This window comes from Lawsonibacter faecis (assembly GCF_014287675.1).
GTDB classification, from domain to species: Bacteria; Bacillota; Clostridia; order Oscillospirales; family Oscillospiraceae; genus Pseudoflavonifractor; species Pseudoflavonifractor faecis.
The window spans coordinates 321682-342958 of sequence record NZ_JACOPQ010000002.1; the positions used below are offsets into that span (position 1 = coordinate 321682).

The window sequence follows — 21277 nt, forward strand, 5'->3', positions numbered from 1 at the left end:
CCGGCAGGGCGCTCACTTTCCCCAGCAGAGGGGGCAGGGCGAATACCCCAGGCGGGCGCAGTTCTCCTTGTTGTAGGCCCAATAGGCGTCCGCAGACAGGAACACCGCGCATTCCGCCGTATGGTAAAACTGCGAGCCTTCGACCAGATACCCGATGCTGTTTTTATACAGATAATATACCCGCTCCAGGTCCGACAGCCGCTGGTTTTCCTCCTCCAGCCTGTCCACCGTGTTCCCATAGGCGGTTAGCTTTCTCTCGTACACTCCGGCGGCCGCCTCCAGGCGCTCCACCCGGTCCGCCAGCCGGGCGTTCTCCGCCGCCAGGCTCTCCCGCTCCGCGGCGGCCCCGGCGCTCTGCCACCCCAGAATCCCGCACCCGGCGGCCAGCCCCAGGCACAGCACGCCCAGCGCCGCCGCCAGCCACACCGGCGCGCCCCTGCGTGCCCCCCTCTCCGGCGCGTCCAGCGGCCCGCAGACCCTCCGCTCCTCCGCCGCCACGGCCGCTCCGGCCGCCTGTACGGGCGGGGGCGCAAAGTAGTAAGAGCCCTCCCTTTCAGGCAGGCCCGCCGCGTCCGTCTCCATGTCCGCACACTGCCGCCCGCCGTCCTCCTCAAGCAGGAAGAGCGCCCGGCGCTTTCTGTAATAAATCCAATTCAGGACCCCGAACAGGGCGGCGCACAACAGCTGCCCCGCGGTCGCCCAGATGAAAACGTCCCCCGTGCCCAGGACGACCCCCGCGATGATGTTTACGGCGTAGCTGATCACCAGCGCCCCCTGCGCCGCGACTATGGCGCAGGGGCCCAGCCAGGCTCTGCAGGCCAGTCCCAGCTCGGCCGCCAGGAGGACGCACAAAATCACCACGGTACAGACGCCATTAAACTCGCTTATCCACTCGAATTCGGTCCACCGCAGATACTCCTGCTGGGTAAACACAGCAGGAATGCTGATTAACCACATGAGAATTTGGAGCGGCAGCAGCACGTACAGCAAAAAGCAGTGCCATCTCATGGGCGTACCGCCCCGGTAAAACTGTTCCCGCAGGGTTCTCTCTCTCATCTTGGGCTCCCCCTCCATCAGTCTCTCTGTCCAGGCCTTGCCCGATCCACGGCAATGCGCCCGGCGGCGCGGTTTTTTTCGTGTGGCAGGCAGCTTCTTCCCAGGAATCCCGGCGGGCTTCAAGAAATCACCGGGCCGTCCAGGCGGGAAAGGACCCGCCGGTCAGCCGTGCCGACGGGTTTCAAGCAGGGCCTAAAAGCTCATATACTCCTCCACCGCGAGATTTCCGTAGGTATACCAGCACACGGCCCTGCGCATGAACTCTTCCGTCACGCCGAAGCGCTCCGCCAGGGACCAGAGCTCGGTGCACCCCTCGGCCACCGCGTCGTCCAGCTCCTCGGCGGACAGCTTGCGTTCGACGGCCCACTTGTCGGCCTTGCGCTCATGCTTTTCCACCAGGTCGTAGGGACTGCACACCCTATGGGTGGCCCCGGTGGCGTAGTGCCCGGCCTCGTGGAGGGCGGCGGACTCCTCCTCGGCCCTGGTCTTCATCCGCCCCTTGTCCAGAAAAATCCCCCAGGCGTCCGCCCCGTTCAGTTGTATGGTCAGCGCCTTGGTCCCATCATTGCTGAACGGGAGCTGCCTGTCGAACAGGAAAACGCCCTCGCCGCACAGCCATTGATACAGGCTATCCAGATTCTCCATCTCTCCGCTTCCTCGCATCGTTGAGCTGCCTCGCCATGGACAGCAGAATCTGCTTGTCCATCTCGGTCAGGTCCCTGGTCTCCTCCTGCATGGCGTAGGTGAAGCTGTCCAGCGTAACTCCCTCTCCCGCGCCGGGCGCCTTTTCCCGCCCCTCCCTGCCCAGCAGGCAGTCCACGGACACCCCGAAAAAATCCGCGATGCGCTGCGTTGTCTCCAGGTCGGGCTCCCGTTTTCCATTCTCATACTGGCTCAGGGTGTTGGCGGCGATATCCAGCGCCCTGCCCAGGTCCTTCTGCAGAAGGCCGCGCGCCTCGCGCAGCTCCTTAATTCTCATTTCGCTCACCTCATCCACAATATACATCACAGATTGTGAACAATCAAGTACAATCACAAATTGAGAATTTTGTGGACAATGCCAATTGCACAATTCACATTTTGAGACTATACTGAATTCACAAGCTGAGATTCAGGAGGTAATCGAAATGTCCAACCAATTCCGCATCAGGGAGCTGCGCCGGGTCCGGGGACTGACGCAGGCGCAGCTGGCCTTCCGGCTGGACCTGAAAAGCCCCAGTACCGTCGCCATGTGGGAGAACGGCGTCCGCCGCCCGCCCAGCACGCTGCTCCCCGGCATCGCCCGGGCGCTCCACTGCAGCATTGAGGACCTGTACGCCGGCGGAGCGGGCGCCTGAGCCCTCCCCCGCGCCTGCGATGGCGCGGGGGAACGGGGCTCCATCATCCGCCGTCCCCCGGCCGCATATCTATCTTATACCCGCCCCTGTCCCATAAACTCCCCTTTTCTTCCGGGAGGGGCGGGCAATGCCAGAGCCCGCGCCGCGGCCGGAAAACGCCGGAGCGCGGGGCAGAAAGGAGCGATGACCGATGTCTCTCAACCCCTACCCCCTCCGCGACGCCCAGGACGCCGGCCCCGCCGCCCGCGACGCCGACGGGGCGGAGATTTGGCGCGGTGAGACCACCTTCCGCTGGGAGGGCCGGGAGGTCTGCCGGGAGACCTTCGTGGCCGCCGTTGAACGGCTCCTGCGCGAAGACCCCTGCCAGGTGGCCCTGGAGATGGGCCTGGACATGACCAGATACGATTGACGGCGGCCCGCCCGGCCGCATAGGAGAAAGGGAGGAACCCCCATGACGAGCACGAAAGCCGCTGTCAAATTTGCGGCGGCAATCGAGTCGCTGTATATGGGCTCCCAGCCCGACGCGGCAATTGACGAGGCGCTCGCCCTCCCGTCCGGCGCGGCCCTCATGTGGCGCGTGCTGAACGGCTGCCCGCCCAATGAGGCGGGGCGGCGGGGCGGCCGCCGGCAGTCGGTGAACCTGCCCGGCCTGTTCCGCCTCCACGCCCAGGGCCTGACCGACGGCGCGATTGCCCGCAGCCTGGGCGTGAGCCGCAATTCGGTCTACCTCTGGCGCAATAAGCTGGGCCTGCCGCCCAACGGCTGAGCCGTATGCCCCCGTACAATGCCATTCAGGGAAGGCGCTGCGCGTACTTTCTACCCTAAAGCTGTCATTCAGATGCGGTACGCACAGCGCAGCCGCCGGCGGCTTTGCCGCCTTACGGATGCGGCGTACCCCTTGCGGGTACACCGGCGAAGAAGCCCCTTTTCAGGGGCTGGTACTTCTATTGAAGGGGATTCTTGACGGTGAATTGTCCCGAAGGGGCAAGAGAGACCGCCCTGGGGCGCACCAGTCCGAGGGGCCGCCGCTGCGCGGTCCATACGCGGCAGGGGCAGCCCCGCCAAACGGGAAGCGGCCGTCGGCGCCACACAGCGCCGACGGCCGCCCTGTCCTTTTTCAGTGTTCTCCCGCGCCCGCCCGCAATGCCTCAATCCCGCACGCCCGGAGCGTCTCGGGGCTGAAACAATCCGACCCGGGGCGCAGGCAGATTTTCCCGCTCTCCTTCTCAAACAGGCATTCATCCCTGTCAAGCACCTCTAAAAGCGCGTTTACAGGGTACTTCCGAAACAGGTGGCAGACAAACCGCAGGACAACGTTCAGCGTTTCGGGGATGTTGCGCTCCTTGTCCAGGCGGAACGAAACAGACTGCTCATAGGGGAAATCCCTCTTCAAAATGGCGGATTCATATACGCCAGGGTACATGCCGCCCTTGCGAACAATATGAAATACCAGAAAGCCCACCGGCTCGAACACTCCGCCAAATACGACGACCTGCTCGCTCACCCTCTCCGGAACAGTGTCACCGGCGCTCAGGCCGAAGAAGGCCGCAAGCTCCTGCCCCAGCTCCTCTGCGGTGATGAATTCCTCCCCGGCCATATAGTCCATATCAATCGACATCAAAAGCCCCCCCTTTCTCACGGATAAATATGCGTGACCGTACCGCTGCGCACAACCAGGACCTCTTCCAGCTCAAATAAAATGTAATCGTTCAGCTGCCGGACCAACTGCTCCAGGTCCCCATCCCAGTCGTCCAGACTCAAAACAATCCGCCTTGTCTGCCCCCTTGATAGCTTTTTTTGAATCCCTATCCAGATGCCCCTCGCACTCTGCCCTGCCTGCGGTGAATAGCAGTCAAAAATCCTGCCCTCGATGCGGTAATCCGGCTTTTTAGCGCCCCCGGTCTCCGGCTGCTGCTCTACTGCATATCCCCACTGTGCCAGCGTCCGGGCGGCCTCATTTTCCCTGGTGATGGAGCGTCTCGTCGATTCATTCATTTTGCGATAAAGCTGAGACGGCCTTCCCCCCGGAGCTGCATCGGGGTCGTAGACCCCACTGGGGGAGATTGGCTGATAGTCTGTTTCAATAAGACCACTATCCCCAATATCAAAGCCGTCCGCAGCATCCGTTTCATCGTTCCCAGGCCCCCTTACGCTGGACTCCTCGTCTCTCCAGCCCTCCTCCAGGGCCCGCCGCTCCCCGGCGTCCAGGGCCGCGCCCTCCCCGCCGGGCGGGGTCCTTCCGCCCTCCGCATACGCGCCCCGCACGCCCTCCATGACGGCGTCCAGCTCGGCGATATAGCCGTCAAAGTCGGTGAAAACGCCTCCGAACTCCGCCCGCGCGTGCTCCGGGTCCGCCTTGTAATAGCCCCAAACCAGGGCATTCATTTCGTCATATGCTGTCTTAATTTCTGCCGGGCTCAGGTCAAAAAAGCTTTTGCCTCTAAATCGACTGTTTAAAATAGCATCCATAACTTTTTTTGCAGTTTTATCTCGGTAGTTGATTCTGCCTCCGACGTCATCCAAAAGTGCCTGATATTCCGAACTCCCCCGTTGTTTGACGGCGTGTACCACCTCATGGTGTCCTACCACATCCGCCAATGCATCCGGGATCGAATCAGAGAGATAGATCACGCCATCGCTTGTAACGGCCCACGCTCCTGGAAATTTTTCTTTCAGCACCGCGCCGTCAACCGTGTAAACATCCGATATGTAGCCTTTGGCCTGCTCTCCTGCCCGTACAGACGCCTGATTCAGCGGTCGCTCGACGATGTGTCCTTTTGACCAATCGGCGACGGGTCTTTTTTCGCGGCTTCCTCCATCAGCTTTTCCAGATGCAAGCTCTCCTCCGGGGACAGCTCCCTGGACTTCACCCCGTACATCATCTCCAAAAGCTGGTCCAGCGACAGCGGTTCTCTCTGCTCTCCCATGTTCAATACCCCCCCTCTTCTACGTGTCCTTCGGCCCAGGCTGGGAGTCTCGCTCCAGCACCTCCACCTCGTCCCGGTGCTTCCTGTATTCCTCCATTCTCCGAACCACCGCCTCACGGTATTCCGGCGTCAGTGGCTTCGGGTCCTCGATTTTCACCCCGTACATCCGCTCCAGGAACTCCTTGTAGCCCGGTAAGGGCCTCTTCTCCTCTTCCATATCCGCCCGCCTCCTTTGCTCCATTGTAGGGCCCGGCGGCCCTCACGCCGGGCTCCTCGTCTCTCCAGCCCTCCTCCAGGGCCCGCCGCTCCCCGGCGTCCAGAGCCGCGCCCTCCCCGCCGGGCGGGGTCCTTCCGCCCTCGGCATACGCGCCCCGCGCCCCCTCCATGATGGCGTCCAGCTCGGCGATATAGCCGTCAAAATCGGTGAAAACGCCCCCAAACTCCGCCCGCGCGTGCTCCGGGTCGGCCTTGAAGTGTCCCCAGACCAGGGCGTTGAGCTCGTCGAAGACCGTATCTACTTCGCTGGGAGAGAGGTCGAAAAAGCCTCTCTCACCAAACCGGCTTTTTCGTACGGTGTGCAAAACAAAGTCAAGGGAGGGACTTTGGAAATTCAACCTTCCGCCCACAGCTCCCAGGAATGCCTTATACTCCACGCTCCCTCGCTGCTTGACTGCGTGTACCACCTCATGGTAAGAAACAGTATCAACCATATCTGCCTCTATTGCGTCGGACAGGCAGATCGTCCCGTTACTGGTCATAGCAAGCGCGCCGGGATTTAGCTGTTTCAGGGCACTGTCCTCCACCACGATGGTGTCGGGGATATAAGCGCCCGCCAGCTCTGTGCCGCGGACCGCCGCAGGATTCCGGGGGTTCTCAACTACGTGTCCTTCGGCCCATCCTGGGATACTTTTCGTTCCTCGTGCTGTTTCCGATATTGCTCCAAGAACCGTCTTGCTTCCGCCAGCTCCTCCGGCGTCGGCTCCGGGATTTTCACCCCGTACATCCGCTCCAGGAACTCCTTGTAGCCCGGTAAGGGCCTCTTCTCCTCTTCCATAGCTGACCGCCTCCTTTGCTCCACTGTAGGGCCCGGCGGCCCTCACGCCGGGCTCCTCGTCTCTCCAGCCCTCCTCCAGGGCCCTCTGCTCCCCGGCGTCCAGGGCCGCGCCCTCCCCGCCGGGCGGGGTCCTTCCGCCCTCGGCATACGCGCCCCGCGCCCCCTCCATGATGGCGTCCAGCTCGGCGATATAGCCGTCATAGTCGGTGAATACCTCGGCAAATTTCGCCCTGGCATTTTCGGGGTCCGCCTTATGAAACCCCCATACCACCGCGCTCAGCTCGTCATAGGCCGTTTTCAATTCCCCGGCACTAAGGTCCAGCAAATCTTTCCCGCCAAATCTGCTGCGCAAAATAACGCCCAGCACTTCGTCCGCCTTGTCGCTTAGCGGGTTAATGCGCCCTCCGATATCTTCCAGGAAGGCGTGATACTCCGCGCTTCCCCGCTGCTTGACCGCGTGGACCACCTCATGGTATCCGATTGCATCCGCCAACGGCTCAGGAATCGCATCTGAGAGGTGAATCACCCCGTCGCTTGTGATGGCCAACGCGCCGGGGGAACGCTTCTTCAGGGCCGCATCCTCAACCGTATATACGTCGGGTATGTAGCTGCTTGCCCGTTCACCCGCCCGTACAGACGCCTGATTCAGCGGTTGCTCGACGATGTGTCCTTTTGACCAATCGGCGGCTGGTCTTTTCTCGCTGATTCCTCCACCAGTTTCCTGATATGGGCTTTCTCCTCCGGCGTCAACTCCCTGGGCTTCACCCCGTACATCGCTTCCATAAACTCCTCGAAGCTCAGCGGCTCCTTCTTCTCTTCCATAACCGACCGCCTCCTTTGCTCCATTGTAGGGCCCCACGCCCCCGCGTCAAGCCCGCTCCCCGGCAGGAATACCGCGCCGACCATCCGGGCATCCTTCCCCTTGACACCCTGCCCCTCCTGGGGTATGATGGTGTCAGAAGAAAGCTCGGGCTCCGTCGTCTTGGACGTAGAGGTGTGGGTCTCCTCGGAGATATTCACCCCGGAGGAGGAGCTTTCTTTTTCTTTTACATAGAGCGTTCTGCCCTCAAAAGTCCCCCTCCCGGAATTGTCAAACTGGATGTACACGGCGGTTCCGTCAGGAAGCATCTTTTCATAAATTACGCCCTGCCGGTATGGAGAGCTCTTCTCTATGTTCCCAGGGCGTACCACATCGGGGTGCGCCACCACATCGGGAAGCGCATCAATAATCGCAGCCGTGAGCGGAGCGTTTCCCTTCCTGATTTCACCCTCCGCGTCTCCATGGGTGTCCATAATATGCTTCACGCCATCGTTTGTCACAATGAAGTCCCGCGCCCCGATCTCATACCCGAGAATGTCTCCAACCTTTGCCGCAGTCTCCCCATCCATTTTTCCGAGGTACAGCTTTTCCAGCTTCGCATCCGGCTTTCCTTTTCTCCCGGAACGCCATTTGTCAAAGAATGCCGATACGCTGGAGTCGATCCCCGCGATGATATTTCGGAAGGTCTTACCCTCATATCGTATCGCATCGGCCTCCATCGGCGTATACCCCACCGCCTCCCCCATGGAGGCGGTTTTTTACCGCCCGGCGGCCCTCACGCCGGGCTCCTCGTCTCTCCAGCCCTCCTCCAGGGCCCTCTGCTCCCCGGCGTCCAGGGCCGCGCCCTCCCCGCCGGGCGGGGTCCTTCCGCCCTCGGCATACGCGCCCCGCGCCCCCTCCATGATGGCGTCCAGCTCGGCGATATAGCCGTCATAGTCGGTGAAAACGCCTCCGAACTCCACCCGCGCGTGCTCCGGGTCCGCCTTGTAATAGCCCCATACCACCGCGTTCACTTCATCAAATACCTTATCCAGCTCTACGTCTTTCAGTTCCATGAAGACTTTCCCGGGGAAGCGACTATCCACGATTGCCTTTAAAAACTCTTCTTCCAAGTTTGTATTTTTGTAGTTGAGCAGTTCCCCGGTCTTGTCTACGAACGCACGATATTCAACGCTTCCACGCTGCTTGACAGCGTGCACAACCTCGTGATAACCGATTGGGTCCGCCAGTTCATCAGGAATGGCGTCAGAGAGCAAAACAGTCCCATCGCTGGTCAGCGCCCACGCGCCCTCGTGCCGAGCCTTCAAAACAGCATCCGGCACAACAGCGATGTCAGGCACGTAGCCCTTAGCAATCTCCTGCGCCCGGACTGAGCCGGGATTTGTCACATTCTCGACTACGTGTCCTTCGGCCCAGCTTGGGAGTCTTTTTGCTTCTGTTTGCTCTGCCTGTAAAGCTCCAATCGCTGCTGTATCTGCTTTCGCTCCTCCGGCGTCGGGTCCGAAATTTCCACCCCGTACATCCGCTCCAGGAACTCCTTGTAGCCCGGTAAGGGCCTCTTCTCCTCTTCCATAGCCGACCGCCTCCTTTGCTCCATTGTATGGCCCCGCGGCCCCCGCGTCAAGCCCGCTCCCCGGCAGGAATACCGCGCCGACCATCCGGGCATCCTTCCCCTTGACACCCGGCCCCGCCCGGGGTATAGTGTCCATAGGAGACGGTGATGCCTCACCGCGGAATGCCTGACGTTCCGCTGCCGGGGTGTTGCCGTCTCCCTTTTTCGGCGTAAGCGTAATGGTCTCCGGCGAGAAGTAGTAGAGCACGTTCTCCGTCGGACCAGCCTTTTCCTGCTGGACCAGGCGCACCCGCATATCCACAAGCGTGGGCGTGCCGTCGATGTAGACCGTGGTCATCAAATGGTCGATGCCGTTGATCTGCGGCCTGCCCTTTCGGTCCCCCTCGCTCTTAAAATACACGCCGTTGTTCGCAATGCGCTCCAGATGTTCCATGATGGCGGCGGACTCAATCGGGACTGGTCCGCCGTCCGCGACGCTGAACATCTTGTTCAGCGTCGCCTTGGTGATTTTCAAGACGTACTCCTCGCCGTTGCGGAAAACGTTGCTCGCGGGAATGAACGCCGCGCTGTGTCTATCGAGCCCGAGCCGTTCTCTCGCCCTCTCTATGACCGTGTCGCGGATATGCCCGCCGTCCTGGGGAAGGGTCCCGCCATTGAGCTGCGCCACCTCGTCAAGCGAGAGGTTGATAACCGGCACCGTCGGCAGTTCCACGTTCTGCGGCCGCTCCGCCCGATATTCCGCCGCCTCCCCCGTGGAGGCGGCTTTTTGCCGCCCGGCGGCCCTCACGCCGGGCTCCTCGTCTCTCCAGCCCTCCTCCAGGGCCCGCCGCTCCCCGGCGTCCAGAGCCGCGCCCTCCCCGCCGGGCGGGGTCCTTCCGCCCTCGGCATACGCGCCCCGCGCCCCCTCCATGATGGCGTCCAGCTCGGCGATATAGCCGTCATAGTCGGTGAAAACGCCTCCGAACTCCGCCCGCGCGTGCTCCGGGTCCGCCTTGTAGTAGCCCCAAACCAGGGCATTCAGTTCATCGTAGACGGTTTTCAGCTCAACGTCGTTAAGTTCCAACAGGTCTTTCCCGGCAAATCGGCTCTTTACCACTGTATCCAAAACGAACACCGCCTGATCTGCGGAGAAATTGACTCTATCATCCAGCCGGCTCAAAAATGCGCGATAAACTTCACTGCCTCTTTGCCGTACCGCATGAACGACTTCATGGTAGCCGACGGGCTCCGCCAGCTCGGGCGGTATTTTGTCGGAGAGAAGAACCGTTCCTCCGCTGGTCAATGCCCATGCGCCCTCGTGTTGTCCCTTCAGTGCAGTGTCCGATACGACAACAACACCATCAATGAAGCTGCGGGCGGCCTCTTGTGCTCGAACGGTGCCGGGGTTAGAGGCTTTCTCGACTACGTGTCCTTCGGCCCAGGCTGGGAGTCTCGCTCCAGCACCTCCACCTCGTCCCGGTGCTTCCTGTATTCCTCCATTCTCCGAACCACCGCCTCGCGGTATTCCGGCGTCAGTGGCTTCGGCTCCTCGATTTTCACCCCATACATCCGCTCCAGGAACTCCTTGTAGCCCGGTAAGGGCCTCTTCTCCTCTTCCATAGCTGACCGCCTCCTTTGCTCCATTGTAGGGCCCCATGTCCCCCGCGTCAAGCCCGCTCCCCGGCAGGAATACCGCGCCAACCATCCGGGCATCCTTCCCCTTGACACCCGGCCCGTCTTGGGTTATAGTGGGGTCAGAAGATGGCGCAGTATCCGTGCTACGAACGCTGGTCGCGTGACGGCCAGCCGTGGATGCTGCGCCATCGTTCTTTTTTGTCACTTCTATGGTCTCTGGGGTGAAGTGATACAGCCGATTTCCTCCGCCGGCTTTTTCATCCTCCACACGAACACGCATATCAACCAGATATGGAACTCCGTCGATATATACCGTGGTCATGAGATGGTCATACCCGGCAATCTGCGCCCGCCCGCGCCGGTCTCCTTCGCTACTGAAATACACGCCGTTTTGGGCAATGCGCTCTAATTGGCTTAGAACTGCGATGCTTTCCAACGGAACCACCCGCTCTGGATAGCTGCTGGCGGATAGCATTTTATTTAGTGAGGATTTCGTTATTTTAATTACATAAGCGTCCCCATTTCTGGTCACATTGCTGGCTTCAATATAGGCGGCCGGGTTCTTATCCAGGCCGAGACGTGCCTCCGTTTTCTCCAGTGCTGCTTTCCGGATGTAGTTCCCGGCCTTGGGCATGACCCCTCCGTTCATATCCGCCACCGTCTGCATCGACAAATTGATAACCGGCACCGTCGGCAGTTCCACGTTCTGCGGCCGCTCCGCCCGATATTCCGCCGCCTCCCCCGTGGAGGCGGCTTTTTGCCGCCCCTCCGTCTGGGTATCGGCGGCCCCCGGCATGAGCTCCACGCCGCCCAGCCGCCCGCCCAGGTACTGCTTCCCACGGACCGCGCCGCCCATGATGCCGCCGGACAGCGCGCCGCCCGCGCCCGCCCAGGCCACCTGCCCCACCAGGTCCAGGTAGGCCCGCCGCCTGGCCTCTTCCCTGCCCATGCCCTGGGCCTCGTAATCCCGCACGGCCAGCTCAAAGCCGGAGCTTCCGCCCATAATGGCCGCGTCGGAGAGGATGTTGGCAATTTCGGTAAAGGTCTCCTCGCTGGCCTCCACCCCCGCCTGCTTCAGGGTCTCCCGCAGCAGGTCCTTAGCACCCCCCACCGTCTTGGCACTCAGCAGATGGTCAATGCTGAACTTCTCGAAGACCGCCTCGGCGGCCCCCGCCGCCAGCCCGCCCAGAAGCACCTGACGGTTGGTCCCGCCCCGGGCCATAATGTCCCGGGCCTGGTTGGACGCGGCGCCGGCCCCCATAAAGTAGGTGGCTGCGGGTCCGAATGCGGCAATCTGGGCCGCGCTGTCTGCAATGCTCATCCCCGTCTGGTAGAGGAAGGAGGCCGCGTTCTGCCCTGCAATCTCCCAGACGGTGTTTTTCTCAATCTCCTCAGCCACCGTCCCGCGCAGCGTCCGCACCAGATTGGTTGCCTCCATGGCGTAGGGGTCCAGAGGCACGTAGCTGGAGAGGTCCTTTTCGTCGCTGTTCGGCCCCATGCTCCGCAGCGCCGCGTCCAGGAAGTCCAGCCCCTGGAGCGGGGAGGCCAGCACGCTCGCCGCCGATGAAAGAACGGGATGTTCCCTGGCCGCCTCCTGCCGCTCCTCCATCTTCCGGGCGTACTCCTCCGCCTCTTTCCTGGTCCGCTCATAGCCGGAAATGCGGCTGTAGTTGTAGCCCCGCCTCTTCAGCTCGCCAATGGCCTCGGTCTGCACATCCCGGGTCTCCAGGTCCGTTCCCAGCAGTGCGGTCAGGTCGTTCATATACTGCGCCGTCGACCCGGATTTCTCCGGCGACACGCCGAACCGCTCCCGAATCTGCGCTACAGCGGCGGGGTCCCCCTCCGGGGCGCCGCCGTTTTGCAGTGCGGACAGGATACGCCCGATTACCACGTCCGGCGCTCCCGCCGTCCCGGCCTGCTCATAGAGCGTCCCGCTCTCGGGCTGCCGCGCCAAACGGGCAAGCTGCTCCTCGTTGTCCGCGGCGTAGTAGTTCCAGTGCTGTCCCGCCAGTTCCCGGTCGGTATCCGCAAGCTCAGCCTCCACCCTTTTCAGAGCGTCCGCCGCAGATTCTCCGGGCTTCATATCCACCTTGTCCAGCCAGGCCCCCTCGTAGCGGCCCTGTGCCCGCTGGAGGATGCTTCTCTGCCGCTCCAGCTCATCCCGCCTGGCGCTCTTGTCCTCCACGCCGTCTCTCAGCGCGTCGGACGGCCTCCACAGGCCCTTCATCTGGGCCTGTACGTTTTGAACCTCCTGTGGACTTGCAAGCGGCTCTCCGGGGCTGTTATCAATGCGGTTAAAGGTCGGCAGCGTCAAAACCGATTTTCTCCGTACCGCGGGGAGCTGCAATTCCTCCGCGCCGACGGCGCGAATCTGCGGCCCCCCGCGGCCAAACTTCCCGGTACTCATCACCTCGCCGCCCGCGCCGCCGGCAGTCGGAGCGGTGGCCGACACGGCCCCCGGCACCATGCTCGCGCCTCCCAAGCGTCCGCCTGTGCTCTTGGCGGCATCCAGCCGCCGGGAGATGGTCGGCAAACGATTCTCTCCGCGCTGGCCGCCGACCTGAGCGAGACCCGATTGGCTTCTTTTCGCTGCGGCGATGCGCTCTTGAATTGTCACGGCAGCACCTCATCAATACCCGATTGACCGCAAAATAAAGTCCGCCTCTGCATCGGTAATTGCGCCGGTTTTCAATGCCTCATCCACCTTGGCGGCAATGCTTCCTGCCGATGCATTGCCCCGTGCGGCGCTGGACAGGATGCTCTGTGCCGCCGGTCCGCACTGGGAAATGTCCGTAATTGTGCCGCCCTGGGCAGTCTTCTCCTCCTGTTGCCAGGGCTCGCCCATATAGTACTGCCACGCGGCCCGGACGGCGGGGGTGATGTTCCCGCTTTCCACGGCGTTCATCATGTTGGCGTAGGTGAGCACCGGCTTCTCCGGCCCGCCTGTTCCCCCCGAACTGCCCCCGCCGCCCGTGCCCGCCGCCTGGGCCGCCGCGGGCTGCTTCCGGTACTCATAGGCGTCCTTCATGCCCTGAATCTGCTCGTCCGAGTAGCCCAGGGCCTTATAGCCGGAGAAGTCGCCGTACCGGGCCAGCTCCTGGGCCTGCTGGTAGGCCCACTGCCGGTTCCACTGCCCTTCCCCGCTCTGGAACTGCTGGTTCCACTGCTGGTTGGAGATATCCGCCTGCCCCTGCTGGAACTGCATCTGCTGCCGCTGGAGGTCCATCTGGGCCTGCCACTGCATCTGCTGCCGCAGGGCCTCGTCCTGGCGGACCTTCTCCTGGTAGAGCTGCTGGGCCAGCTCGTAGTTCCCCTGGGCCTCGGCCTGGGCGATGGCATTGTTGTAGTCGGTCTCCATTTGGCTGCGCTGGAGCTCCAGGTCCGCCATGGTGGACGCCTCCGCCTGGCCGATGCCGGAGAGGCTGTTCTGGAGCGCGTTGCCCATCGCCAGCATGGCCTGCCCGCCCGCGCCGGAGTTGAGGCCCTGGGCGGCGGCGTACTCGGCAAAGGCCCGCTTGCGCTGCTCGGACTGGCCCGCCGCCTGGTTCCGGGCGCTCTGGTACTGGGGGGCGATGCCCGCCTGAGTGCGGTCCAATCCGGCCACATTCTTCTCGTAGGCCGCCCGGAGCGCCGCCAGCGCCGCCTCCCGCTGGGCCCTGTTCATGGCCTCGATATAGTCCGAGTAGTCGTTGACGCCGCCGGTCTGCGGCCCCTGCGGCTTGGGCTGCTCCGCCGCACCGCTCCATGTGCCGGTGCCGGAATCGAAGTTCACCGAGCCGCCCATGAGACCCGCCAGATACTTATTCCGCTCCTCAAGCTCCTTTTTGGCCGCATCATCCGCTGTATGCCACTTCGCGGAATTGTCGTTCATCTCCTGCCGCCACTGTTCCTGCTGGCTGGTGCTGGTCTGTACTCCGGCGGCGGAACCCTGGAAGCCGCTGGGCAGGCCGCCGGAGGACGGGATACCGCCCCCGCCGCCGGAGCCGCCCCCGGAGGGCCTGCGGTTGGGGGCGGTGGTCCATGTGCCGCTCTTGTCGTCAAAGCTGGACGTGCTGCCGCTCATGCTGTCAATCTGTTTTTGGATCTCCTGGTTGGCCGCGTGCAGCCGGTCCCTGTCCGCCTGGCTCGCCGTGTGCCACGCCGCAGAATTGGCCTTTTTCTCCGCCTCAAGCTGCGCGAGCGTCTTTGCCATAATCGTTCCCTCCTCAAAAATGGATGGGGCGCCGGACCTCGTCGGGGCAAAGTCCGTTCCATTCGCAACGGCCTGCGGGAGAGGGCATTCCTCACTCCGCTCATCTCCGGCCTAAGAGCCGCCTTCGGCGGTTGGCCTCCGAAACGCGCCTGCGGGCGCAGCCTTGCCCCTCCTCTCCCCGCAGAGCCCCTGTGGCTTTGCGGGGCCCCCAAAAGTCCGGCGCCCCCTATTTTTTACTCCTTCTCCTCGTGCAGCTCGTCCAGCCGCTTGTGGGCGGACTTGGCGGAGGCCTCCACCAGAGCCATGCGCTCCACGAGGTTGTTGTGCTTCTCCACCTTCTTCTCCAGCTCCTCAATGCGGAAGTTGGTGAGCTTGTTGGAGGCCAGCACGCCGAAGAACGACCCGCCCAGCGTCCCCAGCAGGGCCAGGAGGGCCACTGCAATTTCCGGCTCCATCCCTACTCCCCCTTGTTAAGCTGCTTATATGCCTGATGCACGCCCGTGGCCGCAAGGCCGGAGACGACGCCCACGGCAGCGGCGGTCATGCAGTCCGCGGCGGGGAAGTCCGGCATGACGAACATGCCCGGCGCGCCCACGATAACGGGGATATGCTTGTTGTCCAGCCCGGTCGCCTCGACGAGCCGCCCCGCCAGGAAGCAGATGACCGTGACGACGGCCACCCCGCCGATGCCCGGGGAAGAAACGTCCATACTCCGCGCCTCCTTTAAATACAAAATCCAACCGACACTCCGGCCGTGCCGCTGGCCAGGGTGGAGCCGTTCCCGCCCTGCGCGTCCACGGAGCAGAAATGCACCCCGGTGCCGATATGCGGCGAGCGCAGCCACCACACCGACGGGGAGCCCCCCGCCGTCTTGATGCGGGCGGCGTCGGAGCGGAAGAGCGGGTAGAGCGTCCCCTCCCCCTCGGCCGAGACAAAGGTGGACCCCCGCACCTCCACCTCCGAGAAGAGCCACAGCTTATCCGACGTAACCTCGATATGGGAGCTTCCGTAGCCGTCGTAGGTCTTTTTCTGGGCCTGCTTAATGAGCGCCCGGAGGTCGGAGGGCAGCTGTCCCAGCAGTGTGGGCATCCACGCGCGCATGGCGGACTGTCCCCAGCCGCCGCTGCTCGAGGCCGAGCCGTTCATCTGCCTGCCCGCGTTCAGGCATTTGCTCATGCCCAGCGTCAGCGGCGCCTTGCCGCCGCCCGCCAGGTCGTCATGGTCAAAGTCCTCGATGCGGATTAGGATGGTCTCTCCCGTGGTGAGCGTCACCTCCTTCGCGTCTCCCAGGGCCCACGCCTGGGACGCCCTGCCGCTCTGCGCGACCGCGTTGATCTCCGCCCACGAGGCGGCGTAGAAGGCCGCGGAGGTTCTCGTCACCACCGCATTCGTCCGTCCTGTCATACCTTACTCCCCCTTGATAAATACGATACTGGCAACGGTAACCGTTGCCGTCGGCTTGACCCTGCAGTAGATATACACCCCGCCCGCATAGCTGTCGCTCACAGGGGCGAAGTTGCCGCTCACCGTGTCGGCGGCCCCGAAAGCCACGTCGGGCCGGTGGGAGGCGGTCACGCCCGTACAGGGTACGGCGGCACGGTAGCCGTACTCCTGGGCGCCGTAGGTGCCGTTTGCCGTCCACGCGGAGACGGCCACGCTCTTGCCCGTGAAGACCAGCGTCTCCGCCCCGGCCGGGTTGAGCAGCTGCCAATAGGTCCCGTCATAGCGCAGCAGCGCGCACATTCCCGCCCGGATCATCCCGCTCCTGACGGCCCCGCCGTTGGCCCGGATGCTCTTGGCGCCGGTGGAGTTGACGTTCAGCGTGGCCGCCGTGCTGGTGTTGGCGTAGGTGAACTTCACACAAACCACCGCCCCGCTGTCCAGGGTAAAGCCGGGAAGCGCCGCCGTCTTGGCCAGCGTCGCCGCCGCCGTCGCACAGGTTCCGTACTTGACCGCCTGTGTGTCCACAAACGCCCTGTTGGCGGCGTCCATCGGGAATTCGGGCGCCGATACATTTGTAATTTTGCTGTTTGCCGCGTCTATCTCGCTGCCCGGGCACAGGGAGAGTATCCCGCTGTCGCTGGAAATATAGGACTGCCCCAGCTCTAAGACGGCGCTTTCCGCCAGCTTCAGGTCCCCCGCCATGGTCCCGCCGCTCAGCGGCAAAAACGGTCCATCCTTCAAACTCACCAGCGCCGCGTAAAACGCCGCCTCGGTCCCCGTGTAGCCCGCGTCCACCGCCTGCTGATAGGCGCTCTTTCCCGCCGCGCCGTCCTTTCCCGCCGCGCCGGTATCTCCCTTGGGCCCCGCCGCGCCCTGGACGCCCTGGGGCCCCTGCTCGCCCTGGGGACCCTGCACGCCGGGGTCCCCCTTCAGTCCCTGGGGGCCCTGGGGTCCGGTATCTCCCTTGTCCCCCTTGGGGCCCTGGATGCCCTGGTCTCCCTTGGGCCCCTGTTCGCCGGGCAGGCCCTGGATGCCCTGGGGCCCCTTGGCCCCGGTATCCCCCTTGGGGCCGGCGGCCCCGGTATCCCCCTTCTCGCCCTTCGGGCCCTGGGGGCCCGTCAGGCCGATGGGCCCCTGAATCCCCTGCTCGCCCTGGGGTCCCTGGGGGCCCTCCGCCCCGGTATCACCCTTCGGCCCCTGGGGGCCTGTCAGGCCGGTGGGCCCGGCGGCCCCGGTATCGCCCTTGTCCCCCTTAGGTCCGGCGGGGCCGGTCAGGCCGATAGGCCCCTGAATCCCCCGCTCTCCCTGGGGTCCCTGGGGGCCCACCTCGCCCTGGGGTCCCTGGGGACCCTGAACCCCCTGGGGGCCACGGGGTCCCTCCGGCCCCTGGAGCGCCCCGATGCTCTGCCACGCCAGGTTCGCCTCGCTCCAGATATACAGCTCCCCGTTGGCCTCCACCTGGAACGCCCCGGCGGCCCCCTCCGGGAACGCCGCCTGGAGCCGGGCCAGGGTGGGGTACACGTCCTCAATCTCGAAGCTGCGCCCGTCCAGGCCCCGGTCCCCCTTGGGCCCCTGAATCCCCTGGGGACCCTGGGGTCCCGCCGGACCCTGGATGCCCTGGGCCCCTCTCGTGCCCTGGGGGCCCTGTAGCCCCTGGGGTCCGGCGGGTCCGGCCTCTCCGGTATCGCCCTTGTCCCCCTTGGGGCCGGTTTCGCCCCGCAGGCCCTGGGGACCCGCCGCGCCCTGGGGGCCCGGCTCGCCCTGGGGACCGGTGAGGCCCCTGGGACCCTGGAGGCCCTGGACGCCCTGGGGGCCCTGGGCGCCCTTTTCCCCCGCCGCGCCCGCGTCGCCCTTGTCGCCCTTGGGCCCCGCCTCGCCTCTGGGTCCCTGGGGGCCCATGACGCCCGCAGGACCCTGCTCGCCCTGGATGCCCTGGGGGCCCCGCGGTCCCTGGGGGCCCTCCAGGCCCCGTGGTCCCTGCTCCCCGGGGAGGCCCTGGAGTCCCTGGGGACCCTGGGCCCCCTCCGGTCCGGCCCCGCCCTTGAGGCCCTGGGGACCTTGCGGGCCCTGTACGCCCTGGAGCCCCTGGGACCCCTGGGGGCCGGGGTCTCCCTGCTTGCCCTGCACGCCCTGGGGGCCCTGGGGTCCTCTCACGTACACCGGCGCGGGCACCGCCCCCAGCTCCCCGGCGGCAAAGCTCATCAGTCCCGTGTTCTGGTCCACGCTGGGGATGACGGCCTGTCCCGTGGGGCCCCGCGCTCCCTGAATCCCCTGGGGGCCCCGCGCTCCCGTGTCCCCCTTCTCCCCCCTCGGCCCGGTGACGCCCCGCACGATGGTGACGCTCCCGTCGTCCTCCACCTCGCAGTTGGCAAACCGCATCCGGCTCCGCTGGGGCAGCGCCGCGCCGTCGCCGCCCAGTATCAGGTGCCCGCTGGACCCGGTGGCCTCCCACGTCCTGCCGTCCGCCGAGGTCTCCAGCACACGGTCCCCGTTCAGCCGCAGATATTTGAGCGCCGTCATATCGCCGCTGCGGACAATCGCCGGCACCCCGGCCGCCTCCAGCTCAGGCAGAAGCACCGTGTTCAGATAGGTCTGGAGGGCCTCGCCCCCCTCGTCGAATTTCTCCTTCAGCTCCGCGGGGGTCAGGCCCCCCACGTCGTTGGGCTCGTCGTCCAGCTTGGCGACGATTTTCATATCCTTCTCAAATTTGGTCAGCGCCATATCGTCCTCACAAACTCCTTTCCGCTCCATCCGCCTGTCGGCGGATATCCGCTCCATTGCGTTGCTCGTCCTCTCCCCACCCGATGCTACGCATCGTGCGTGGCCCCCCTCCTATTTCACATTGCCGGTATATCTCACCTGGAAATCCGCCGCCAGGATGGTGGCGGTGGCCGAGATGGAGCGGGAGGAGAAAATCAGCTTGTAGAACGTGAATTTCTTGACCTTCAGCCGCACCCGCGCCACCTGGGGATTCCGGTTGGTGCCGAAGCTCCAGTGGGCGAAGCTGGTGTTGAGGAAGGAGGACAGGCCCGAGGCCACCTCCTTCCGGATGTAGCTGGACTTCACGTTGGACTGGGCCGTCACCGTCACCCGGGCCTGGCTCTCCGGCTTGATGGACACCCACAGCACCGAGCCGTACTTGCGCCTCCAGTCCGTGGAGAAGTCCATGCTCCCGCTCTCCCAGTAGGCGTCGATGGGCTCCAGGGCATCGTTACGGTACTGCCGGGACAGGTGCATCACCCGCCCGTCCGGCGTCCCGAAATACAGTTTTCCGCCCACCTTCACCATGGCGGCCGCCGGGAAGTGGTCGTAGTAGTACCAGGTGTTGTTGGCGTAGTTGTGGATTAAGGCCCGCTCCCCGCAGACCACATAGTACTCCCGCTCCTCCTCGTCATCGAAGACGGCGGTCCGCTCCAGGTCGAATCCGGCCAGGGTCGCCTCCACCCGGTCGCTCAGCCGCTTGGCGTTGCGCTCGTCCCGGCTGGCTCCCACCGTCAGCGACCACTGGTACACCCCCCGCCCGAAGAGGGTCCGGGGGTCGTTGTCCACCAGCCGCGCCTGCCCCGGCGCGGCGCAGCCAATCTCCCGGTTGAGCGGATTGGCGTAGAACGCCGGGGCCGCGCTGCCGTCCGCCAGGGTGATGGAGGCGTACTGGCAGGAGTGGGCGCTGTCGGTCTTGAACACCAGCAGCCGGTCGTAGTGGCGGATCATCGCGGTGATGGGCGTGTTGGCGCTGTCCACCGCCATGACGTTCAGGTCCGGGAAGTACTCCGCGCAGGGCTGCCCCAGCTCGTCCAGCCCGGAGTAAACGGCCTCGTTGGTGCCGTCGCCGTAGAGGAATACCCGGCTGTCCGAAGCGCCGTTGTACATCTCGGCAAAGCGCATCCCCGCCACCTTTCCCCGGTCGCCGCTGCCCTTCCTCCAGGTGATGGTGACGGTGTTGACCCCCTTGGCCGGGGCGCTTGCAAAGGTGAGGCTTCCGGCCTTCAGGTCGGCGGTCCAGGAAATATCGGTCCCCTCCACGGCCAGCACCTCGTCAATCTCCCCCTCCACCAGGTGGAACACCTTGTCCTCCCCGTCCGGGGAGAACTGCTGCCGCCGCTTCCCGCTGAGCTTGTTCACGCTCTCCAGCAGCGTGCCGCCGCCGGAGGGGGCCGTGGCGGTGGCCACGATGGGCACATACCCCTCCACCGGCTCCGCCTGCCCTTCGCCGTCCCAGCAGTAGTACTCGCTCCCGGTCAGAAGATACACCTTCCTGGAAAACCCGAAAAAGGAGGTCTCCGCGTCCTCCACGGCCCCCAAGTCCGTCTTGGACCAATCGGCGGGGCGGACGTCCCAGAGCCGCCCGCCGCAGGCCGCCAGCAGGTGGAACGCGCCCGCCACGTACCCGGACCACACCCCGCGCACCGGATGCCCGTCCGCCAGCGTGACCATGGGCGCATAGCCGGGCCGCACCTGTAAATGATTTTCCCTTGTCACACGGAAGTTGCGCATCTCGGCCGCCTCGCCCATTTTCAGCCCCGTGTCCCCGTCCGGGCTCTCGTTGAGCCCCAGCCATTTCTGGACCGCGAACACCTTTGTATCATTTGTGGAATAAATCTGTGCCAAATTGTCTCACCTCACCATCTCGCAAACTGGCCCAGCTCAATCCCGCCGTACAGGTCCGTGATATCCTCGCTCCCGGCGGGCAGGCCCCGCCCGGCGGCGGCCAGCAGCTCCTCGTACCGCTGGCTGAAATAGCCCGCCACGTCCGGGTTCTCGTCCAGCAGCAGATGGGCCGCAAGTCCGTAAGGCAGTACGCCTTGACAGATTCCGTCGTCCAGGCCGATGGGTGACTCGAACTCCTCAATCCGGGGGCAGACCGGGCGCTTCCCCGGCTCCGCCTTATACGTATCGGAGGCGGGAAAGCACTCCACCCGCAGGATGTTGAGAATGGGGATGGCCCGGTTTTTGTACTCCTTGGTGTCCGAGGCGTCCGCCTTTCCCGTGGACTCGTTCACCTCGTCCATCAGGTGCATCGCCGTCTCGAATACCTCCTGCGCCGTTGTCGACATGTGTTCATCTCCAATCAAGTCTTGCATTTTGCAGTTATCGCGGTCTTACCGGGATGACCTTTTACGGCTGGGGGGTAAGGAGTACTCCTTACCCCCCATGTCGTTTAAGTGAAGGCTCCGCGAAAAATGCCGTTGGGCTTGCGTGGAACCCCAACCTGTCTTTTCGGCTCCATGAGGTCTTATCCCCCTATGCGCCTGCGCCCGGCG

19 protein-coding genes are annotated in these 21277 nt (G+C 64.2%); 3 read left to right on the plus strand and 16 right to left on the minus strand.

Features of this window, described 5'->3' with window-relative positions:
• Positions 1-12 precede the first annotated feature (12 nt).
• The 3 genes from H8S62_RS03765 to H8S62_RS03775 form a co-directional block, all read right to left on the minus strand.
• Positions 13-1056, minus strand: a complete 1044-nt coding sequence (locus H8S62_RS03765; protein WP_186918515.1) for a hypothetical protein — start codon at positions 1054-1056, stop codon at positions 13-15.
• 192 nt (positions 1057-1248) lie between these two features.
• Positions 1249-1701: a M78 family metallopeptidase domain-containing protein gene (locus tag H8S62_RS03770; RefSeq protein WP_155149328.1), complete on the minus strand. Its 453-nt coding sequence runs from the start codon at positions 1699-1701 to the stop codon at positions 1249-1251.
• On the minus strand, positions 1685-2035 hold the full coding sequence (locus tag H8S62_RS03775) for a helix-turn-helix domain-containing protein (RefSeq protein ID WP_173023456.1): 351 nt from the start codon (positions 2033-2035) through the stop codon (positions 1685-1687). Before H8S62_RS03775 ends, H8S62_RS03770 begins: the two co-directional genes overlap by 17 nt.
• A gap of 148 nt (positions 2036-2183) precedes the next feature.
• On the opposite strand from H8S62_RS03775, the gene H8S62_RS03780 reads away from it, so the two are divergent.
• The 3 genes from H8S62_RS03780 to H8S62_RS03790 all read left to right on the plus strand — a co-directional run bounded on the left by H8S62_RS03780 (position 2184) and on the right by H8S62_RS03790 (position 3159).
• Entirely contained in the window at positions 2184-2393 is a 210-nt protein-coding gene (locus H8S62_RS03780) for a helix-turn-helix domain-containing protein (protein ID WP_186918516.1), read from the plus strand.
• 190 nt (positions 2394-2583) lie between these two features.
• Positions 2584-2802 carry a hypothetical protein gene (locus tag H8S62_RS03785; RefSeq protein ID WP_155149322.1) on the plus strand — a complete coding sequence of 73 codons (219 nt, stop codon included), beginning with the start codon at positions 2584-2586 and terminating at the stop codon, positions 2800-2802.
• A 42-nt stretch (positions 2803-2844) separates the two neighbouring features.
• A complete protein-coding gene (locus H8S62_RS03790; RefSeq protein ID WP_186918517.1) occupies positions 2845-3159 on the plus strand; it encodes a helix-turn-helix domain-containing protein in 315 nt (104 codons plus the stop codon).
• Between the two features lie 351 nt (positions 3160-3510).
• On the opposite strand, the gene H8S62_RS03795 is transcribed toward H8S62_RS03790, so the two are convergent.
• The 13 genes from H8S62_RS03795 to H8S62_RS03855 all read right to left on the minus strand — a co-directional run bounded on the left by H8S62_RS03795 (position 3511) and on the right by H8S62_RS03855 (position 21070).
• The gene (locus H8S62_RS03795) at positions 3511-4011 is read right to left on the minus strand and encodes a hypothetical protein (protein ID WP_186918518.1); all 501 of its coding nucleotides are present in this window, start codon (positions 4009-4011) and stop codon (positions 3511-3513) included.
• Between the two features lie 17 nt (positions 4012-4028).
• Complete coding sequence (locus tag H8S62_RS17785; protein WP_207723447.1) at positions 4029-5072, minus strand: CdiA C-terminal domain-containing protein; 1044 nt, start codon at positions 5070-5072, stop codon at positions 4029-4031.
• Between the two features lie 71 nt (positions 5073-5143).
• The gene (locus tag H8S62_RS03805) at positions 5144-5320 is read right to left on the minus strand and encodes a hypothetical protein (RefSeq protein ID WP_155152254.1); all 177 of its coding nucleotides are present in this window, start codon (positions 5318-5320) and stop codon (positions 5144-5146) included.
• Between the two features lie 113 nt (positions 5321-5433).
• A complete protein-coding gene (locus tag H8S62_RS03810) occupies positions 5434-6699 on the minus strand; it encodes a hypothetical protein (RefSeq protein ID WP_186918519.1) in 1266 nt (421 codons plus the stop codon).
• 320 nt (positions 6700-7019) lie between these two features.
• Positions 7020-7913: a PBECR3 domain-containing polyvalent protein gene (locus H8S62_RS03815; RefSeq protein WP_186918520.1), complete on the minus strand. Its 894-nt coding sequence runs from the start codon at positions 7911-7913 to the stop codon at positions 7020-7022.
• A 39-nt stretch (positions 7914-7952) separates the two neighbouring features.
• The gene (locus H8S62_RS03820) at positions 7953-12914 is read right to left on the minus strand and encodes an LPD3 domain-containing protein (RefSeq protein WP_186918521.1); all 4962 of its coding nucleotides are present in this window, start codon (positions 12912-12914) and stop codon (positions 7953-7955) included.
• A 96-nt stretch (positions 12915-13010) separates the two neighbouring features.
• A complete protein-coding gene (locus H8S62_RS03825; RefSeq protein WP_186918522.1) occupies positions 13011-14573 on the minus strand; it encodes a hypothetical protein in 1563 nt (520 codons plus the stop codon).
• A gap of 233 nt (positions 14574-14806) precedes the next feature.
• Positions 14807-15028, minus strand: coding sequence for a hypothetical protein (locus H8S62_RS03830; RefSeq protein ID WP_155152250.1), 222 nt, complete (start codon positions 15026-15028; stop codon positions 14807-14809).
• 2 nt (positions 15029-15030) lie between these two features.
• Positions 15031-15282: a phage holin family protein gene (locus H8S62_RS03835; RefSeq protein WP_155152249.1), complete on the minus strand. Its 252-nt coding sequence runs from the start codon at positions 15280-15282 to the stop codon at positions 15031-15033.
• Between the two features lie 14 nt (positions 15283-15296).
• Positions 15297-15977 carry a DUF6273 domain-containing protein gene (locus H8S62_RS03840; RefSeq protein WP_155152247.1) on the minus strand — a complete coding sequence of 227 codons (681 nt, stop codon included), beginning with the start codon at positions 15975-15977 and terminating at the stop codon, positions 15297-15299.
• A gap of 3 nt (positions 15978-15980) precedes the next feature.
• On the minus strand, positions 15981-18794 hold the full coding sequence (locus tag H8S62_RS18280; RefSeq protein ID WP_207723448.1) for a collagen-like domain-containing protein: 2814 nt from the start codon (positions 18792-18794) through the stop codon (positions 15981-15983).
• 54 nt (positions 18795-18848) lie between these two features.
• Positions 18849-20624, minus strand: coding sequence for a hypothetical protein (locus H8S62_RS03850; RefSeq protein ID WP_186918523.1), 1776 nt, complete (start codon positions 20622-20624; stop codon positions 18849-18851).
• 11 nt (positions 20625-20635) lie between these two features.
• Complete coding sequence (locus H8S62_RS03855) at positions 20636-21070, minus strand: hypothetical protein (RefSeq protein ID WP_155152243.1); 435 nt, start codon at positions 21068-21070, stop codon at positions 20636-20638.
• Positions 21071-21277 lie beyond the last annotated feature (207 nt).

Bases quoted from the DNA above. Each gene is read 5' to 3' on its own strand.
- H8S62_RS03765 (WP_186918515.1), bottom strand. From the start codon at position 1,056: ATGAGAGAGAGAACCCTGCGGGAACAGTTTTACCGGGGCGGTACGCCC.
- H8S62_RS03770 (WP_155149328.1), bottom strand. From the start codon at position 1,701: ATGGAGAATCTGGATAGCCTGTATCAATGGCTGTGCGGCGAGGGCGTT.
- H8S62_RS03775 (WP_173023456.1), bottom strand. From the start codon at position 2,035: ATGAGAATTAAGGAGCTGCGCGAGGCGCGCGGCCTTCTGCAGAAGGAC.
- H8S62_RS03780 (WP_186918516.1), top strand. From the start codon at position 2,184: ATGTCCAACCAATTCCGCATCAGGGAGCTGCGCCGGGTCCGGGGACTG.
- H8S62_RS03785 (WP_155149322.1), top strand. From the start codon at position 2,584: ATGTCTCTCAACCCCTACCCCCTCCGCGACGCCCAGGACGCCGGCCCC.
- H8S62_RS03790 (WP_186918517.1), top strand. From the start codon at position 2,845: ATGACGAGCACGAAAGCCGCTGTCAAATTTGCGGCGGCAATCGAGTCG.
- H8S62_RS03795 (WP_186918518.1), bottom strand. From the start codon at position 4,011: ATGTCGATTGATATGGACTATATGGCCGGGGAGGAATTCATCACCGCA.
- H8S62_RS03805 (WP_155152254.1), bottom strand. From the start codon at position 5,320: ATGGGAGAGCAGAGAGAACCGCTGTCGCTGGACCAGCTTTTGGAGATG.
- H8S62_RS03815 (WP_186918520.1), bottom strand. From the start codon at position 7,913: ATGGAGGCCGATGCGATACGATATGAGGGTAAGACCTTCCGAAATATC.
- H8S62_RS03825 (WP_186918522.1), bottom strand. From the start codon at position 14,573: ATGGCAAAGACGCTCGCGCAGCTTGAGGCGGAGAAAAAGGCCAATTCT.
- H8S62_RS03830 (WP_155152250.1), bottom strand. From the start codon at position 15,028: ATGGAGCCGGAAATTGCAGTGGCCCTCCTGGCCCTGCTGGGGACGCTG.
- H8S62_RS03835 (WP_155152249.1), bottom strand. From the start codon at position 15,282: ATGGACGTTTCTTCCCCGGGCATCGGCGGGGTGGCCGTCGTCACGGTC.
- H8S62_RS03840 (WP_155152247.1), bottom strand. From the start codon at position 15,977: ATGACAGGACGGACGAATGCGGTGGTGACGAGAACCTCCGCGGCCTTC.
- H8S62_RS18280 (WP_207723448.1), bottom strand. From the start codon at position 18,794: ATGGAGCGGATATCCGCCGACAGGCGGATGGAGCGGAAAGGAGTTTGT.
- H8S62_RS03855 (WP_155152243.1), bottom strand. From the start codon at position 21,070: ATGTCGACAACGGCGCAGGAGGTATTCGAGACGGCGATGCACCTGATG.